Raw genomic sequence first — 16,970 nt, 5'->3', positions numbered from 1 at the left:
CGTCGATCATTCAGTTGTACTGACGGCACTGTACCGACGCCGATCAGACTACCTCTCGGTGGCCGCGAGCTGACCACACGCTCCGTCGATCTCCTGGCCCCGGGTGTCCCGGATCGTCACCGGCACACCATGCGCGGCGATGGCCTCGACGAACGCCTTCTCGTCCGCCGGCCGGGAGGCGGTCCACTTCGAGCCCGGCGTCGGGTTCAGCGGGATCAGGTTCACATGCACCGGCCTGCCCTTGAGCAGCCGCCCGAGCCGGTCACCGCGCCAGGCCTGGTCGTTGATGTCCCGGATCAGCGCGTACTCGATGGACAGCCGGCGCCCGGACCTGGCCGCGTACTCCCACCCGGCGTCGAGCACCTCGCGGACCTTCCAGCGGGTGTTGACCGGTACGAGGGTGTCGCGCAGCTCGTCGTCCGGCGCATGCAGCGAGATGGCGAGCCGGCACTTGAAGCCCTCGTCGGCGAAGCGGTGGATGGCCGGGACGAGACCGACGGTGGAGACGGTGATGCCGCGCTGCGAGAGCCCGAGCCCGTCCGGCCCGGGGTCGGTGAGCGCACGAACGGCACCCACGACGCGCCTGTAGTTGGCGAGCGGCTCACCCATGCCCATGAAGACGATGTTGGACAGCCGCGCCGGGCCCCCGGGAATCTCTCCGTCCCTGAGCGCCCGCATCCCGTCCACGATCTGGTGGACGATCTCGGCGGTGGACAGATTCCGGTCGAGCCCCGCCTGCCCGGTGGCGCAGAACGGGCAGTTCATACCGCAGCCCGCCTGCGAGCTGATGCACATCGTCACCCGGTCCGGATACCGCATGAGCACCGACTCCACCAGCGTCCCGTCGAACAGCCGCCACAGCGTCTTGCGCGTGGTGTCCTGGTCCGTGGACAGATGCCGTACGACCGTCATCAGCTCCGGAAGCAGCGCCTCCTGCAGCTTGCCGCGCACCGCGGCCGGGATGTCGGTCCACTCGGCCGGGTCGTGCGCATACCGCGCGAAGTAGTGCTGCGAGAGCTGTTTGGCGCGAAACGGCTTCTCCCCGATCGCGGCAACGGCCTCCTTGCGCTCGGCGGGCGACAGATCGGCAAGATGCCGCGGCGGCTTCTTGGCTCCGCGGGGGGCGACGAACGTGAGTTCTCCGGGCTTGGGCATGATTTCTCAAGTGTCGCAGATCGTTTGGGCGCCCCCGGACGGGCTATGGGGCGGGGTTTTCCAGGCGATCCTTGAGGTGCTGCTCGTTGCGCGGGAGTTCCTTGCGGACCTGCGGGCGGATCACGAGGGGCACGAGAAGCTTCCCGATGCCGTGCCCCTCGAAGTCGACTTCCAGGGTCACGCGGGAGCGGCGGCCCTCGTCGAGCGGGTCGATCTCACCGTGGACATGGCCCCTGACGGGCCCGTCGATGCCGTGCAGGCCCCAGACGCGCGGCGGCTCGTACTCAGTGACCTCCATGGTCATCGGAATGTCGCGGCGGCCCACGTGCCGGGTGACCCTCAGATGGGAACCGACACCCAGCGGGCCCTCACCGAGCTGCTCCGCGGCGACCGCGCTCTCCTGCCATTCCGGCAGGTGGGAGGCGTCGCTGAGGTATGCGTAGACGTCTTCGGGACTGCGGTCGACGATGATCGTTTCTCGGAAGCCTGACATGGTGCCCCCTTCCAGGGCGGCCCCTTCGAGGGTTCCGGAGTGACCCTCTTTGAGGGCTTACTACCGAATCGTCCCACCGAGCGGACCGGCACGCCAGGACAAGAACGAGAGGGAGCCCCCGCCCCGGTTCCTGACGCTGTTGGCGTCCGGATTCCTGGGCGAGGGCTCCGCGAAACTCCCGTGCCGTCAGCCGGACCCGACGAACAGCACCATCAGCAGCCACACGACCGGAGCGGTCGGCAGCAGAGAGTCCAGCCGGTCCATGATGCCCCCGTGTCCGGGAAGCAGCGTGCCCATGTCCTTGATGCCCAGGTCCCGCTTGATCATGGACTCGCCCAGATCGCCCAGCGTGGCGCTGCAGGCGACCGCGAGGCCCAGCAGCAGGCCCTGCCACCAGGTGCCGCCGTCGATCAAGTACTCCATGCACAGCGCGCCCGCCACCATCGCGAACGCGACCGCGCCGAGCAGTCCCTCGCGGGTCTTGCCGGGGCTGATGCGCGGGGCGAGCTTGTGGCTGCCGAAGCGCCAGCCGACGGCGTACGCGCCCGTGTCACTGACGACGGCCAGCAGCAGGAACGTGAGGACCCGCCGCGCACCGTCGTCCGCGGTGAGTATCAGCGCGACGAACGTGGCGAGGAACGGGATGTAGAAGGCTGCGAAGACGCCGGCCGTGACGTCCCTGAGATAGCCCTCGGGCGGTTCCGTCATCCGCCACACCAGCACCGCCAGCGCGGTGAGCGCCATCGCCACCCAGGCGCCCTCGGCACCGCGGACGTACCCGGTGACGACCATCGCCGCACCGCCGACCGCGAGCGGCACGAGCGGCGCCTTGATGCCCTTGCGCTCCTGCAGCCGGGACGTCAGCTCCCAGAGGCCCACCACGACGGCGACCGCTATCACACCGACGAACACGGCCTTGACGACGAACAGCGACGCGATGATCACCGCTCCGAGCCCGACCCCGACCCCTATGGCCGCACCCAGGTCCCGGCCCGCGCTCTTCTTCTGCGGTGCGGGCGCCGGCTGCGGGGCGTCGGGCATGGGCTCCGGATTCTGCTGCGCCGTTCCGTAGGACGTCCCGTCGGGGGTCCCATAGGGCGACGTCTGCGGCGTGTCGTCGCGGAACAAGGAGCCGCCCAGCCGAGCGGCCCCCCGGTCCTCATCCTGGTCCCCGCCATAGGCGGGTACGTCGGGCACGATGGGCATGGGGCGAGTCTGATGCGCGTGGTGCGCATCGTACGCGGGACCCGCCGGGGCAGCCCCCTCGGCAGGTCCGCGGTCGGACGGCACCCAGTACCCGCCTTGTGGTGGTGCCCCCCAGGAAGAGTCGTTCATCAGACCTCGAGCAGCTCCGCTTCCTTGTGCTTGAGAAGCTCATCCACCTGGGCGACGTATTTGTGGGTGGTGTCGTCGAGTTCCTTCTCCGCACGGCGGCCCTCGTCCTCGCCGACGTCGCCGTCCTTGATCGCCTTGTCGACGGCGTCCTTGGCCTTGCGGCGGACGGAGCGGATGGACACCCGCGCGTCCTCGGCCTTGCCCTTGGCGACCTTGATGTAGTCGCGACGGCGCTCCTCGGTGAGCTCCGGGAACACCACCCGGATGATGTTGCCGTCGTTGCTCGGGTTGACGCCCAGATCGGAGTCGCGGATCGCCTGCTCGATGTTGCGCAGCGCGCTCTTGTCGAACGGGGTCACCACCGCCATACGCGGCTCCGGCACGGAGAACGAAGCCAGCTGGTTGATCGGCGTCGGCGCTCCGTAGTAGTCGGCCACGATCTTGTTGAACATCGCCGGGTGCGCACGGCCGGTGCGGATCGCGGCGAAGTCCTCCTTGGCGACCACGACGGCCTTCTCCATCTTCTCCTCGGCCTCGAGGAGGGTCTCTTCGATCACCACTTGCTCCTGCGTGTCTTGAGTAGGCCCGGCTGCGGTTCCTTGCGGGGGGGGCGGCGGCCGGCTGCGTCGCGTCTTCTTTCTGCACGGTTCCCGACCGGCAGAACATTGTCCATCCCCCGGTCAGGGTCATCAGCCCTGGCTGCCTTGGTCACCCACAAGCGTGCCGATCTTCTCACCCTTGACGGCGCGCGCGATATTGCCCTCTGTCAGAAGCTCGAAGACGAGGATCGGCAGCTTGTTGTCGCGGCACAGGGTGATGGCGGTCATGTCGGCGACCTTCAGGTCGCGGGTGATGACCTCGCCGTAGCCGAGTGAGTCGAAGCGCACGGCGTCCGGGTTGGTCTTCGGGTCGGAGTCGTAGACCCCGTCCACGCCGTTCTTACCCATCAGCAGCGCCTCGGCATCGATCTCCAGGGCGCGCTGGGCGGCGGTGGTGTCGGTGGAGAAGTACGGCATGCCCATACCGGCGCCGAAGATGACCACGCGGCCCTTCTCCAGATGCCGTACGGCCCGCAGCGGGATGTACGGCTCGGCGACCTGCCCCATGGTGATGGCGGTCTGCACCCGGCTGTCGATGCCCTCCTTCTCCAGGAAGTCCTGGAGGGCGAGGCAGTTCATCACCGTGCCGAGCATGCCCATGTAGTCGGAGCGGGCCCGGTCCATGCCGCGCTGCTGCAGTTCGGCGCCGCGGAAGAAGTTGCCGCCGCCGAGGACGACGGCGATCTGCGCGCCGTCACGGACGACGGCCGCGATCTCACGCGCGATCTTGTGCACCACGTCGGGGTCGACGCCCAGGCCCCCGCCGCCGGAGAAGGCCTCTCCGGACAGCTTCAGCAGAAACCGGCCGCGTACTTTGCCGTCGTCGCTCTTCAGGGGCTTGGTGGTCATGGAGATTTCGCCTCTTAACGTGTCGCACATACGAAGAAGGCCATTGCCGATGGGGTGTGTGCTCCCATGTGCGGCAATGGCCTCCTCGTCAGATCTGCTGTCGTCCGCCACGCACGCGTGCGCGACGTCGTACGCGGACGACTGCTGTCGACCCTATCGGGGTCGCGCGTCGATCGCGGTACGGACTCAGATGCCGACCTTGATGCGCGTGAAGCGCTTCAGGGTGACACCGGCCTCGTCCAGGACCTTCTGGACGGACTTCTTGTTGTCGAGCGCGTACGGCTGACCCAGCAGCGTGGCGTCCTTGAAGAAGCCGTTCAGGCGCCCCTCGACGATCTTCGGCAGGGCGGCCTCGGGCTTGCCCTCGGCGCGGGTGGTCTCCTCGGCGACGCGGCGCTCGGACTCGACGACCTCGGCCGGGACGTCCTCCTTGGAGAGGTACTTCGGCGCGAAGGCGGCGATGTGCTGGGCGATGCCCTTGGCCACGTCGGCATTCGGCTTGTCGAACTCGACGAGGACACCGATCTGCGGCGGCAGGTCGGGCATCGTGCGGTGCATGTACGCCGTCACGAAGCCGTCGGCGAACTGCGCGAAGCGGTCCAGGACGATCTTCTCGCCCAGATTGGCGTTGGCCTCGTCGACGAACGCCTGAACCGTCTTGCCGGGCTCGATCTCGGAGGCGAGCAGCGCCTCCAGGTCGGCCGGGGAGGTCTTGGCGATGTGCTCGGCGATGGCGCCCGCGGCGGCCTGGAACTTGTCACCCTTGGCGACGAAGTCCGTCTCGCACTTCAGCTCGACGAGGACACCGGAGCTGTTGTCGTCGGCGAGGACGGAGACGACGGCGCCGTTCTCGGCGGAGCGGCCCTCGCGCTTGGCGACGCCCTTCTGGCCCTTGATACGGAGCGCCTCGACGGCCTTCTCGACGTTGCCCTCGGCCTCGTCCAGCGCCTTCTTGCAGTCCATCATGCCGGCGCCGGTGAGCTCACGGAGCTTCTTGACGTCGGCGGCGGTGTAGTTCGCCATGAGTCTGTGAATCTTTCTCGAAGTCTGGAAGATCGAAGATCTGCGCGGTCTGCGACCTACATGTAGATGTAGTTCTCCGACCCGCCGCTGACCTACGGGTGAACGGCGGGAGCGGACTTCACCGCGCCGGAGGCGCTGTTGGATGCGGTACCGCTCCCGCCGTCACGACGGACGCTGACGGGTCAGGCCTGCTCGCCCTCGGCGGCCGGAGCCTCCGCGGCGGGCGCCTCAGCCTCGGCGGCCGGAGCCTCGGCAGCGGGCGCCTCGGCTGCGGGGGCCTCCGCGGCCGGAGCGGCAGCCTCCTCGGCCTTCTTCTCACCCTCAAGCAGGTCGCGCTCCCACTCGGCGAGCGGCTCGCCCGCGGCCTTCTCGCCCTTGCCCTCCGTCGCCACGCCGGAACGGGCGATGAGGCCCTCGGCGACGGCGTCGGCGATCACACGGGTGAGCAGGGTGACGGAGCGGATCGCGTCGTCGTTGCCCGGGATCTTGTAGTCGACCTCGTCGGGGTCACAGTTGGTGTCGAGGATGGCGACGACCGGAATGTTGAGCTTCCGGGCCTCGCCGACCGCGATGTGCTCCTTCTTGGTGTCCACGATCCAGACGGCGCTGGGCACCTTCTGCATCTCGCGGATACCGCCGAGGGTCTTCTCCAGCTTGGCCTTCTCGCGCGAGAGGACCAGCAGCTCCTTCTTGGTCAGACCGGAGGACGCGACGTCCTCGAAGTCGATCTGCTCAAGCTCCTTCAGGCGCTGCAGACGCTTGTACACGGTCGAGAAGTTGGTGAGCATGCCGCCCAGCCAGCGCTGGTTGACGTAGGGCATGCCGACGCGGGTGGCCTGCTCGGCGATGGCCTCCTGCGCCTGCTTCTTCGTGCCGACGAACATGACCGTGCCGCCGTGGGCGACGGTCTCCTTGACGAACTCGTAGGCGCGGTCGATGTACGACAGCGACTGGAGCAGGTCGATGATGTAGATGCCGTTGCGCTCGGTGAAGATGAAGCGCTTCATCTTCGGGTTCCAGCGACGGGTCTGGTGACCGAAGTGGACGCCGCTCTCCAGCAGCTCCCGCATCGTGACGACGGCCATGGCCGTTCTCCTTGAGTTTCTCGGTTGTGCCGCGGGTGCCGGATCAGCACCCGCGCCTGACGCCCACATGCGCCGTGCCGCAAGGACCGAGGAGCGCTGACCGGGACCGTCTCCGGTCGCCGTGTCGGGGCGTGCGAAGTCGACCCGGTGACCCGGATCGCCAGAAGAAGTGTACGGGACCCACGAGGTACCGGGTGACGCCGCTGTCCACAACCCGGGGGTAATCCACAGGTCCCGGCCATGATCGGCCGCAGCGCGGGACCGTTCTCCCATGTCACATGAGCAAGCGAAACGATGGGCGGTCACGTGGGCGGGGCTGCTCCTGGCCCTCCCCCTCGCGGTCCTGGCGCGAGTCGCCTGGGCCGGCACCCCGGCACACGTACGCGCGGCTCCCCCGGAACCCGACCGCACCGCTGCGGCCGTCGCCCGTGTCTGGCCCGTGGGCGTACGCCCCTCGGTGGTACGGGGCTGGGAGCCTCCGGCGACGGCGTACGGCCGGGGCCACCGGGGCGTGGACCTGACGGCCGCCCCCGGAACACCCGTACGGGCGGTGGCGCCGGGCCGGGTGTCCTTCGCGGGCCGGGTGGCAGGGAAGGGGGTCGTCTCGGTGGAACTGGCAGGAACGGGCGCCCCACCCCTGCGAACGACCTACGAACCGGTGAGCCCTTCGGTGAAGAAGGGTGACGAGGTGGAGGCGGGCGAGGCACTGGGCACGGTGGAACCGGCCGGCTCACACTGCACGACACCGTGCCTGCACTGGGGCCTGCTCAGGGCCAGAACATACCTGGACCCGCTGTCGCTCCTGCCCCCGCGGCTTCTGCACAGGGGCCCATCGAGACTGCTACCGGTCCTGGACGTGCCACTGCCCTAGTTCCAGCGCAAGCCGCGGGCACCCCGGATCAGCACCGGGCCGCGCACCCCACCCCGAAAGCAACCACGCCTCAGCCCCGCACACCCCGCAACGCCATAGCCACAGCCGCATCCGTAATCGCCGAAGGGTCCTCCGCGGCCCCCAGCTCAATCCGCCGCACCGCCGCGTCCACCACCCCCTGCAGCAACATCGCGGCAAGCCGAGGCTCCGCGTGCCCCATCTCCCCCAACGCCTCGACGATCATCGCGACCAGTCCCCCATGCGCGGCCCGGATCTTCTCCCGGGCCCCGGCGTCCAGCTCACTCGCCGAGATCGCGACCACGGCCCGATGCCGCCGGTCCCCGACCAGCGCCAGTTGCCGCCGCACATACGCCTCGATCTTGTCCTCAGGCGTACCGGCCCGCTCCATGGCCGCCGACACCTCCGCCGCCCAGACGGGGAAGTCGACCTCGCACAGCTCCTCCACCACGGCGGCCCGTGACCGGAAGTATTCGTACACGGACGACCGGGCAAGCCCCGTCCGCTCGGCGAGGGCCGGAAAGGTCAGCGCATCCGTCCCGCCCTCGGACAGCAAAGACCGAGCCGCGTCCAGCAGGGCGGCTCGCTGCATCGACCGGTGCTCGGCCACAGAGGCCGCTCGAATCCTTGGCACGTCAAACACTGTACGGACGCACCGCCCGGGAGGGGAGCCACTCCCGCCCGCTCCCCCGCTCAGCGGCCGAAACTCGCCAGCTTCGCCCGCAGCTGGAGCACGGACTTGGTGTGGATCTGACTGACCCGGCTCTCGGTCACCCCCAGCACGTTCCCGATCTCGGCAAGCGTGAGGCCCTCGTAGTAGTAGAGCGTGACCACCGTCTTCTCCCGCTCGGGCAAGGTGTTGATCGCCCGCGCCAGGAACCGCCTCAGCTCCCGGTCCTCGGCCACCTCCACGGGATTGTCCGCGGCGGTGTCCTCCAGCGTGTCCATGAGGCTCAGCCGGTCGCCCCCCTCGCCCCCCACATGCAGCAGCTCCTCCAGCGCCACCACGTTGGCCAGCGACAACTGGCTGAAGACCGCGTGGAGATCGTCCACCGCGATCCCCATCTCGGCGGCCACCTCCCCCTCCGACGGCGTCCGCCTCAGCCGCGCCTCCAGCGTCGCGTACGCCCGCTCCACATTGCGCGCCTTCTGCCGCACCGACCGCGGAATCCAGTCCAGCGCCCGCAGTTCGTCGATCATCGCGCCCCGGATCCGGGTGATCGCATACGTCTCGAACTTGATCTCCCGCTCGATGTCGAACTTCTCGATCGCGTCGATCAGCCCGAACACCCCGGACGAGACGAAGTCCGCCTGCTCGACATTGGGCGGGAGCCCCACGCTCACCCGGCCGGCGACGTACTTCACGAGCGGCGAGTAGTGCAGGATCAGCTGCTCGCGCAGCCGCTCGTCCCCTGTCGCCTTGTACGACCGCCACAACTCGTCGAGCGTCGAGGGAGCGGGCGGCCGCACGCTGCCACCGTCACGGGCGGCTGGGGGGATCGCCGCCCGGTCGGACCCGGAGGTGTGCTGGGGCATTCGTTGCCTTGTGCCGTTCTGCCGTGAAGCGGGGTGCCTGGGTGAGCTGTCGGTCTGATGTGGAGTTGCCGGTCTGCGCCCGGATCCTCGTGAGCGTAGCGTGACTGACGTGTCGCAGTGCGCGAACGGTGAGGCGGAAGGCGTGCGCAGATACGTTCCGCTGAACGCACCGCCGGGTCACGGTGATCGCTCTGCGTGATCACCGGCGGGCGCCAACTGTGGGAAATCCCAAGGGTGTCGGGTTTCCCCCGGACGGCCGAACACGCTCGGTCAACACCGGCGCGAACCATCGCGGATGGAGATCATTGCCTGGCGTGTCAACTTCCAGCCGTCGCCGTGTCGTTCGACGTAACCAAGTGCTCGGAGTTCGTACAGTCTCGCGATGGTGTCGTCCTCCGTCGTCTGCGCGCCGCGCGCGATCTCGCCGGCAGCCGCGGCACGGCGGGCGGGCAGTGCGGCCAGCACCCGGCGAGCGCCCGGCTCCAGCAGGTCCCGCGGCAGCACGGGGCCTCGCCGGTCCGGGGCCAGCTCGCCCATGTCGCCGACCAGCTCCACGACCTCCGCGGCGTCGGTGACCAGCACGGCATCTCCGCGCAGCAGTTCGTGCACCCCTGCGGAGAGCCCGCTGGTGGCCGGCCCGGGTACGCCCATCGTGAACCGCCCCAACCGCCCCGCCGCCCGTGCCGTGACCAGCGAGCCGCTCCGATGGGCGGCCTCGACGACCACGGTGCCCCGGGTGAGCGCGGCGATCACCCTGTTCCGCAGGACGAATCTGCTCGGCGTCGGATGATCACCTGGCGGCAACTCGCCGGTCACCAGCCCCTGTTCGGCGATCCTGGTGATCAACTCGGTGTGCCCCCGCGGGTACGGCCGGTCGACGCCGCAGGCGAGGACGGCGACGGTGGCCCCACCGGCGCCGAGGGCACCGCGGTGTGCGGCGCCGTCCACTCCGTAGGCCCCGCCGGACACGACGACCCACCCGCGCTCGGCCAGCCCGGCGGCGAGCGTGACGGCCATGTGCGCGCCGTACTCCGTGCAGGCCCGCGCGCCCACCACGGCGACCGACCTCAGCGCCCATATCCGCAGGCTCGGCCGCCCACGCACCCACAGCCCCAGCGGCCGGGCGTCTCCCAGATCATCCAGCTGCCCGGGCCACTCGGCATCCCCCGGAGCCACGAACCGCACCCCGGCGTCCCGCGCGACGGCGAGATCGCGCCGGGGCTCAGCCACCGCGGCCCTGGCCCGCAGCCCGGCCCACCGCGTCTCACTCACGCCGGGCAGCCGCTCCCCACCGCCTCTCAGCCGTCGGGCCACCTCCTCGACGCCGAACGCCCGCACCCACCGCCCACCGACCTCGTCGCCGGGCTCGATGACACGGGTGAGAAAGAGACGGGCGAGGAGGTCGGCCGCCGGGTCGTCGTCCCGGTTCACGTCATGGCCCCGATGGCCATGGGCACACCGCGGGGCACCCCTGTGCGCAGTTGCAGGGCCAGGGCGACGTCGGTCGCGTCGGGCCGGTCATGGCCGACGAGGTCGGCGACGGTCCAGGCGACGCGCAGCACACGGTCGAGTCCGCGAGCGGTGAGCACGCCGCGTTCGAGGTTCCGTTCCGCTTCGTCCATGGCGCCGCGAACGGCATACCACCGGCTGCGCAGCTCACGTCCGGGGACTTCACTGTTGGTACGCCATGGAGTACCGGCCAGGCGGGTCGCCGCCCGCGCCCTGGCGTTGCGCACCCGGTCGGCGACCGTCGCGGTGGACTCGCCCCGGGCGCCGCGCTCGGTCAGCTGCGCCCTGGTGACACGGTCCACCTCCACGCGGAGATCGACCCGGTCCAGCAGCGGGCCGGACAGTCTGGCCTGGTAGCGGCGGACCGACGACGGCGGGCAGTCGCAGAAGTCGTCCTTCACGGAGAAGCGCCCGCACGGACAGGGGTTGGCGGCGAGCACCATCTGGAACTTCGCCGGGAAGCGCACGACGCCGGCGCTGCGCGCGATCACGACCTGCCCCGCTTCCAGCGGCTGCCGCAGGGCGTCCAGGGCATGACTGCTGAACTCCGGCGTCTCGTCCAGGAACAGCACGCCCCGGTGGGACAGCGACACCGCACCGGGCCGGGCGGTGGCGGCGCCGCCACCGACGAGCGCCTGCATCGTCGCCGAGTGGTGCGGGGCGCAATAGGGGGCGATGTCGATCAGTGGTTTGCCCGGCGGCAGCAGACCCGCCACCGAGTGCACCGCCGTGACCTCCAGCGACTCCTGTCGGCTGAGCCGGGGCAGGATGGCCGGCAGCCGCTCGGCGAGCATGGTCTTCCCGGCGCCGGGCGGCCCCTCAAGGAACAGGTGATGGCCGCCCGCCGCGGCGACCTCCACCGCGGTGCGCGCCGAGATCTGGCCGACGACATCGGCGAGGTCATGGCCGTGGTCGGACTGCGCGGTGCCCATGCCGTGCATGCCCGTGGCCGCACCGGTTCCGGGTACGCGTAGGCCGGCCAGGAGCGGGTCGGGGCGGCCTTGGTCGTCGTGTTCCTCCTCCGGCACGGGTTCGTCGGCGAGCACAGCGATCAGCTGGCGCAGGCTGCGTACGCCCAGTACGGACACGCCGGGCACCAAGGAGGCCTCGGCGGCGGCGCACTCGGGCACGACCACCTGCTCATAGCCCGCGTCGGCCGCGGCCAGCACGGCGGGCAGGATGCCCCGGACCGGCCGCACCCTTCCGTCCAGCCCCAGCTCCCCGATCATGACGATATCGGCGGGCACGCGCGGGTCGATCCGTTCGGCGGCGCCGAGAACGGCACATGCGACGGCCAGATCGAAGCCGCTGCCCGCCTTGGGCACCGACGCCGGGCTGAGCCCCACCGTCAGCTTCTTGGCGGGCCACTCGGCCCCGGAATTCACCACCGCGGCCCGAACCCGGTCCCGGCTCTCCGTCAGGCTCTTGTCCGGCAGACCCACCAGCGTGAACGCGGCGACACCCGGTTCGAGGTCGGCCTGGACCTCGACGACGACGCCCTCGACGCCGACCAGGGCCACCGAGCACGTACGAGCGAATGCCATCAGGCCACCCCCCGTGCGTGCTCGACGACGGCGGCACCGCGGCGGGGCAGGACGACACCGACGAGGTCGATGCGGACGCCGCCCGGTGGAGCTCCTCCGTGGGCGTGGATCCAGCGCTCGGCGAGGCCGCGCAGACGCTCCGCCTTCTCCGGGGTCACTGCGGCCATCGGATGCTCGAAAAGACCCGCCCTGCGGGTCTTGACCTCGCAGACGACCAGGACGTCCCCGTCCCGGGCCACGATGTCGATCTCCCCGGACCGTCCGCAGCGCCAGTTGCGCTCCAGGACCGTCATCCCGGCCTCGGCCAGCCGCCGCGCGGCCAGTTCCTCGCCGTACTTCCCGAGTGCGCTGCGTGCCAGATGTGTGTTCATGTCGGCACCACCTCCGGCGCCAACGGTCACGCATCCGACCCCACGAAGTGGATCTTGGTGTGCTACTCGACGGTTGTGGACAACTCCGTCACCCCTGCGGGGGACGCTCACCCACTCGGCAGCTCCAGGTCGCTCTTGTTCAGCTCCTCAATGTTCACGTCCTTGAACGTAAGCACCCGGACCTGCTTCACGAACCGAGCCGGCCGGTACATGTCCCAGACCCAGGCATCCGCCATGGATACCTCGAAGAACACCTCACCCTGGACCGAGTGCACCTGCATCTCGTAGTCGTTGGTCAGGTAGAAGCGCCGCTCGGTCTCGATCACGTATTTGAACAGACCGACGACATCGCGGTACTCCCGGTAGAGCTTCAGCTCCATCTCGGTCTCGTACTTTTCGAGGTCCTCGGCGCTCATGGCATGTTCCCCTTCAGCCGTGCGATCCCACCATTGTGCGCCAGTCCCGTGAGCCCCTAGGCGATTTCCGTGTCGAGGATCTCGGGCCTGGCCGGGGGACCTTCGTCGAGCAGCCTGCGCAGCAGCCCGGCGAGTCTGGTCGGATACACCGTCTCATGCGCCCGGGTCAGTTCCTCACACGTCCACCAACGTGCTCCTGCGACACTGCGCCGCTCCAGCTCGGTGAGGCCCGCGGCCCGGGTCGCGGTCTGCGCCGTACGAGCCAGGTAGTACCACTCGTCCTGGTCCCAGCGGCGGCCGGCGAACGGGAAGGAGCACTTCCGCCGCCACAGCACCGGACCGAGCTCGACCTCGGTGATCCCGGTCTCCTCCGCGAGTTCCCTGAGAGCGGCCTGCTCACGGGTCTCGTCGCCTTCCAGACCGCCCCCGGGCGTGAACCACCAGTCGTCGGCCGGATCGTCCGGCTCGTGACCGTGCAGCAGCAGGATGCGGTCCTGCGGGTCGAGGAGGACGACCCGGGCCACCTTGCGCAGTCCGCCTTCGTACGAGTCCGCGCCGACGTCGGCCGCCTCAGCGGCCACCGGCGGGTCCCGGGCTGCTCGGACGGTTGCGGGAGCCGAGCCGCTTGGCGATCGGGCCGTACGCGCCGCCGACGAGGACGAGGACGCCACCGGCGAGCACCAGCGCGACCATCGTACGCAGTGGGCCGGGAGCGGACAGGGCGCCCAGCGTCTCGAAACCGGAGGGGCGCTGCAGCATGCCGTCCATGGGCCAGACGACCGCGTCGACCCGGGCGCTGACGGCACTGCGCGCCACGGTGCCACTCGCGGCGTCCGTCAGGTGGGCGGTGGAGTCCAGGGAGCCCTGGCGTTCGTCGCCGAGCAGGAAGAGCCGTCCCTCGGGGACCGTCACGGCCGGGAAGTCCGTGGCCTCGGCCGCGCTGCCCTCGGGCAGATACGGTTCGTCGATCTGCTTGCCGTTGACGGTCAGCTTGCCGTCGGTGCAGCAGGCGACGGTGTCCCCGCCGACGGCGACGACGCGCTTGACCACGGGCGAGTCGCTCACCCAGGTCCGGTCGGTGAAGACGACGACGTCACCACGGCGTACGTCTGCGCCGTCGACCCGCTCCGCGAGCACCCGGTCGCCCATGCCGATCGTCGGCGCCATCGAACTGGTGGGCACGGTGTACGGCCGGTAGACGACCGCTCCCCAGGCGAACCCACCGAGGAACAGCACAAGGCCCAGCGCCACGGCTACTCCGGACAACCGCTGTCCGAGCCGGCCGCCCGCCGGGCTCCTGTCCACCCCACCGCTGCGCGGGGCCGTACGTGTCGTGCTCTCGCCACCCATGAGTCCGCACCCTACCCGGGGGTACGGCACCAGGTCAGCCCAAGGTTTGGTTCATAAACCGGCCGGGGCGTTACTCGGAGACCTTCTGGGACTCGGACGTCTTGCGGTACTCGGAAACCTTCCGCCGCCGCACCAGCACCAGCGGCACCGCACCGGCGAGCCCCAGGGCACCCGGCGAGGTGACCGCGGTCGCCAGCTGGTCGCCCAGGCCGGACTGGCCGAAGGTGTCCGGGACCGGGAGCGTGCCCCAGCGGTTGATCGGCCAGGCCTTGACGATGGCGCGGCCGACGACCTTGTCCACCGGGACCATGCCGTTGTTCGCGTCGGACTGGTTGTAGCGGGAGTCGCGGGAGTTCTGCCGGTGGTCGCCCATGACCCAGATGAAGCCCTCGGGGACCTTCACCTTGAACTGACCGCCCTGGTCGTCGACGCTGCACGGGGTGTTGCCCGGGTAGACGTACGACGTCTCGTTCAGCGCCTTGCCGTTGACCGTCAGCGGGCCCGTGCCCTTGCACTCGATGGTGTCGCCGCCGACGCCGATCACGCGCTTGATCAGGTCCTTCTCCTCCGCGGACGGCATCAGGCCGATCCAGCTGAGGAAGGTCTGCAGCGCGTTCGGGTCGGTTGTCGGCTCGCCCGCCAGCCAGTTGTCGGGGTCGTGGAAGACGACGACCTCGCCGCGCTCGGGCTCGGCGCCGAACCACGGGGTGAGCTTGTCGACCAGGACGCGGTCACCCTGCTGGAGGGTGTCCTGCATCGAGTCGGAGGGGATCGAGAAAGCCTGCACCAGGAACGTCTTGATCAGCAGCGCGAGAACCAGCGCGATACCGATCAGGATGGGCAGCTCCTTCCAGAAGGAGCGTGGCTTCTTCGCCTGAGGGGTCGAGTCGCCCGGCCCCTGGGGACCGGTCGGGTTCTGCTGGTCCGCCGTTGTGCCGTCGCCGGCCGCCCCGGAGTCACTTCCGGAGGTCACGGCGTTGTCCGCCGCCGGGACAGCCGCGTCCACGGGGCGCCCGCGGTCCTCGCCGTCGTGCCCGGACCGTGCGCCAACCGCCACATCCCCCACGCCAACTCCTTACTCTGTGCCGCCGCCTGCCCCATGCGCGGCGCAGGCCCACCACTCCCATAACGAGCGGGAGTTCCGCAGGGGTCGGGAGCTGGATCATTCTGTTCGGATCGTCGGGTGCAACCCTATGCGACAGCCGGGGAGCCGCGGTCGTCCCGGACGCCGAGTCGGTCACGGATGCGTAGGTTTTCGGTTCGTCCAGGCCGTTCCAGTGGCTGAAAGGCCAGGCGATGACCATGGCCCGGCCCACGACCTCGTCCTCGGAGACCGTGCCGCCGTACTCCTGGTCCTGGTGGGAGCGGGAGTCCGCGGAGTTGCTGCGGTGGTCGCCCATCACCCACAGCCGTCCCTCCGGGACGGTGATGTCGAACTGGGTCTGGGAGGGGGCGTTGCCGGGGTAGAGGTAGTCACCCTCCTCCAGCGGAACGCCGTTGACGGTCACCCGTCCCTGCGTGTCACAGCACTTGACGCGGTCGCCGCCGACTCCGACGACCCGCTTGATGAGGTCCTTCTCGTCGTCGGACGGCAGCAGGCCGATGAAGGTGAGCGCTTCCTTGACCTGCTTGACGATGATGGGGTCTTCCTGCTTGGTGGTGGTCTGCTCGTCCTGGAGCCAGCCGCCGGGGTCCTTGAAGACGACGACGTCCCCGCGCTGCGGCTTGGAGCCGAACCACGGGGTGAGCTTGTCGACCAGGACGCGGTCGCCGATCTGGATCGTCTGTTCCATGGAGCCGGACGGGATCACGAAGGCCTGCACGAGGAAGGTCTTCAGGACGAGGGCTATGAGGACGGCGACGCCGACGAGAAGGGGTATCTCCTTGACGGCGGAATGCCTGCGGCGCCGCTTGACCTTGCGCTGGAGCTTGCGCCGCTCGGCCCGGGTACGGCCACCGGCCGGGGAGGCGGCCCGCCGGACACCGGTGGGCAGCAGATTGTCGGCCGCGTGCGCGGAGACCCCGCGCGGCCTGCCGCGGTTACCCATCGGCGCCCGCCCGTGTCGACGCCTCCTGGGCGGCGGGCACGCGCGCGTAGGCGTCGGGGCGGTGCAGGCGCGTGGCGTGTCCGGCGGGCCAGACGATCCAGTCGGCACGGCCCACTACGTCGCCGACGGGGACCATGCCGCCGCCCGGTGAACCGAGGTGGTCGCGGGAGTCGCTGGACTTGCTGCGGTGGTCGCCGAGGACGAACAGGGTGCCTGGCGGCACGACGACGTCGAAGGGCACCGTGGACGGGCTGTCGCCGGGGTACAGGAACGACGACTCGTCGACCGACCGGCCGTTCACCACGATCCTCCCCTCCTTGTCACAGCAGACCACGTGGTCTTTCCCCACACCGACGACGCGCTTGATGTAATCCGCGTCCCCGAAGTACCCGGTTCCGTCGAACACGATGACATCGCCACGCCGCGGCTGAGCACCGAAACGGTACGCCAACTTATTTACGAGAACACGGTCCCCGATCCTCAACCCGCGCTCCATGGATCCGCTGGGGATCTCGAACGGCTGCACCACAAACGCGTTGAGCAGCAGGAGAAACAGCAGGCAGACAAGCAGGGTCAGGCTGATCCGCCCGCCGGGGAGCCAGTCGGTGATCCGCGACGCCAACGCGAAACGCGACCGTCCCTCCTGCCCCCCTGTGGCCGAGATCTCCTCGGATGCGAAAGGGCGGGAGGAGCGGTCGCGCTCCGTCGGCTGTGCTTCGGTGTCCATCGGGGCCAGATGCTATCCGGCCCCGCTGAGACCTCCGGGAA

The 16,970-nt window shown here is 69.8% G+C and carries 19 protein-coding genes; 1 reads left to right on the top strand and 18 read right to left on the bottom strand.

Annotation, left to right across the window (positions count from 1 at the left end):
* Positions 1-48 precede the first annotated feature (48 nt).
* From rlmN to rpsB, 7 genes are all read right to left on the bottom strand, one after another.
* The gene (gene rlmN / locus GFH49_RS21465) at positions 49-1,155 is read right to left on the bottom strand and encodes a dual-specificity RNA methyltransferase RlmN (RefSeq protein ID WP_155057721.1); all 1,107 of its coding nucleotides are present in this window, start codon (positions 1,153-1,155) and stop codon (positions 49-51) included.
* 43 nt (positions 1,156-1,198) lie between these two features.
* Positions 1,199-1,648, bottom strand: coding sequence for an SRPBCC family protein (locus GFH49_RS21460; protein WP_155057720.1), 450 nt, complete (start codon positions 1,646-1,648; stop codon positions 1,199-1,201).
* A 186-nt stretch (positions 1,649-1,834) separates the two neighbouring features.
* Positions 1,835-2,983, bottom strand: a complete 1,149-nt coding sequence (locus GFH49_RS21455; RefSeq protein ID WP_155057719.1) for a phosphatidate cytidylyltransferase — start codon at positions 2,981-2,983, stop codon at positions 1,835-1,837.
* Entirely contained in the window at positions 2,983-3,540 is a 558-nt protein-coding gene (gene frr / locus GFH49_RS21450; RefSeq protein ID WP_155057718.1) for a ribosome recycling factor, read from the bottom strand. The genes GFH49_RS21455 and frr overlap by 1 nt, the downstream gene beginning before the upstream one ends.
* Positions 3,541-3,672: 132 nt before the next feature.
* Positions 3,673-4,431, bottom strand: coding sequence for a UMP kinase (gene pyrH, locus GFH49_RS21445; protein ID WP_155057717.1), 759 nt, complete (start codon positions 4,429-4,431; stop codon positions 3,673-3,675).
* 186 nt (positions 4,432-4,617) lie between these two features.
* Positions 4,618-5,454: a translation elongation factor Ts gene (tsf, locus tag GFH49_RS21440; protein ID WP_155057716.1), complete on the bottom strand. Its 837-nt coding sequence runs from the start codon at positions 5,452-5,454 to the stop codon at positions 4,618-4,620.
* 182 nt (positions 5,455-5,636) lie between these two features.
* Positions 5,637-6,539, bottom strand: a complete 903-nt coding sequence (gene rpsB / locus GFH49_RS21435) for a 30S ribosomal protein S2 (protein WP_155057715.1) — start codon at positions 6,537-6,539, stop codon at positions 5,637-5,639.
* A 271-nt stretch (positions 6,540-6,810) separates the two neighbouring features.
* Here rpsB and GFH49_RS21430 point away from each other — a divergent pair, with 271 nt between their 5' ends.
* On the top strand, positions 6,811-7,410 hold the full coding sequence (locus GFH49_RS21430; protein WP_155057714.1) for a murein hydrolase activator EnvC family protein: 600 nt from the start codon (positions 6,811-6,813) through the stop codon (positions 7,408-7,410).
* Positions 7,411-7,480: 70 nt separating this feature from the next.
* On the opposite strand, the gene GFH49_RS21425 is transcribed toward GFH49_RS21430, so the two are convergent.
* From GFH49_RS21425 to lepB (GFH49_RS21375), 11 genes are all read right to left on the bottom strand, one after another.
* Positions 7,481-8,038 carry a TetR/AcrR family transcriptional regulator gene (locus tag GFH49_RS21425; RefSeq protein ID WP_155057791.1) on the bottom strand — a complete coding sequence of 186 codons (558 nt, stop codon included), beginning with the start codon at positions 8,036-8,038 and terminating at the stop codon, positions 7,481-7,483.
* Between the two features lie 83 nt (positions 8,039-8,121).
* The gene (gene whiG / locus GFH49_RS21420) at positions 8,122-8,964 is read right to left on the bottom strand and encodes an RNA polymerase sigma factor WhiG (protein ID WP_155057713.1); all 843 of its coding nucleotides are present in this window, start codon (positions 8,962-8,964) and stop codon (positions 8,122-8,124) included.
* 270 nt (positions 8,965-9,234) lie between these two features.
* On the bottom strand, positions 9,235-10,395 hold the full coding sequence (gene dprA, locus GFH49_RS21415) for a DNA-processing protein DprA (RefSeq protein WP_155057712.1): 1,161 nt from the start codon (positions 10,393-10,395) through the stop codon (positions 9,235-9,237).
* Entirely contained in the window at positions 10,392-12,017 is a 1,626-nt protein-coding gene (locus GFH49_RS21410) for a YifB family Mg chelatase-like AAA ATPase (RefSeq protein WP_155057711.1), read from the bottom strand. The genes dprA and GFH49_RS21410 overlap by 4 nt, the downstream gene beginning before the upstream one ends.
* Positions 12,017-12,388 (bottom strand): YraN family protein, encoded by a 372-nt coding sequence (locus tag GFH49_RS21405; RefSeq protein WP_155057710.1) that lies wholly within the window; start codon positions 12,386-12,388, stop codon positions 12,017-12,019. The genes GFH49_RS21410 and GFH49_RS21405 overlap by 1 nt, the downstream gene beginning before the upstream one ends.
* 107 nt (positions 12,389-12,495) lie before the next feature.
* Positions 12,496-12,804: a DUF2469 domain-containing protein gene (locus tag GFH49_RS21400; RefSeq protein ID WP_003993268.1), complete on the bottom strand. Its 309-nt coding sequence runs from the start codon at positions 12,802-12,804 to the stop codon at positions 12,496-12,498.
* Positions 12,805-12,860: 56 nt separating this feature from the next.
* Positions 12,861-13,385 carry an NUDIX hydrolase gene (locus tag GFH49_RS21395; RefSeq protein ID WP_155057709.1) on the bottom strand — a complete coding sequence of 175 codons (525 nt, stop codon included), beginning with the start codon at positions 13,383-13,385 and terminating at the stop codon, positions 12,861-12,863.
* On the bottom strand, positions 13,375-14,154 hold the full coding sequence (gene lepB / locus GFH49_RS21390; RefSeq protein ID WP_155057708.1) for a signal peptidase I: 780 nt from the start codon (positions 14,152-14,154) through the stop codon (positions 13,375-13,377). Before lepB (GFH49_RS21390) ends, GFH49_RS21395 begins: the two co-directional genes overlap by 11 nt.
* A gap of 70 nt (positions 14,155-14,224) precedes the next feature.
* Complete coding sequence (gene lepB / locus GFH49_RS21385; RefSeq protein ID WP_155057707.1) at positions 14,225-15,220, bottom strand: signal peptidase I; 996 nt, start codon at positions 15,218-15,220, stop codon at positions 14,225-14,227.
* The gene (gene lepB, locus GFH49_RS21380; RefSeq protein ID WP_155057706.1) at positions 15,111-16,202 is read right to left on the bottom strand and encodes a signal peptidase I; all 1,092 of its coding nucleotides are present in this window, start codon (positions 16,200-16,202) and stop codon (positions 15,111-15,113) included. Before lepB (GFH49_RS21380) ends, lepB (GFH49_RS21385) begins: the two co-directional genes overlap by 110 nt.
* A complete protein-coding gene (lepB, locus tag GFH49_RS21375) occupies positions 16,195-16,929 on the bottom strand; it encodes a signal peptidase I (protein WP_155057705.1) in 735 nt (244 codons plus the stop codon). The genes lepB (GFH49_RS21380) and lepB (GFH49_RS21375) overlap by 8 nt, the downstream gene beginning before the upstream one ends.
* Positions 16,930-16,970: the final 41 nt, after the last annotated feature.

This window comes from Streptomyces blattellae (assembly GCF_009709555.1).
In the GTDB taxonomy this organism is placed as follows: Bacteria; Actinomycetota; Actinomycetes; order Streptomycetales; family Streptomycetaceae; genus Streptomyces; species Streptomyces blattellae.
The sequence above is the reverse complement of the archived record's forward strand: the minus strand, read 5'-3'. Positions and strand labels throughout refer to the sequence as shown.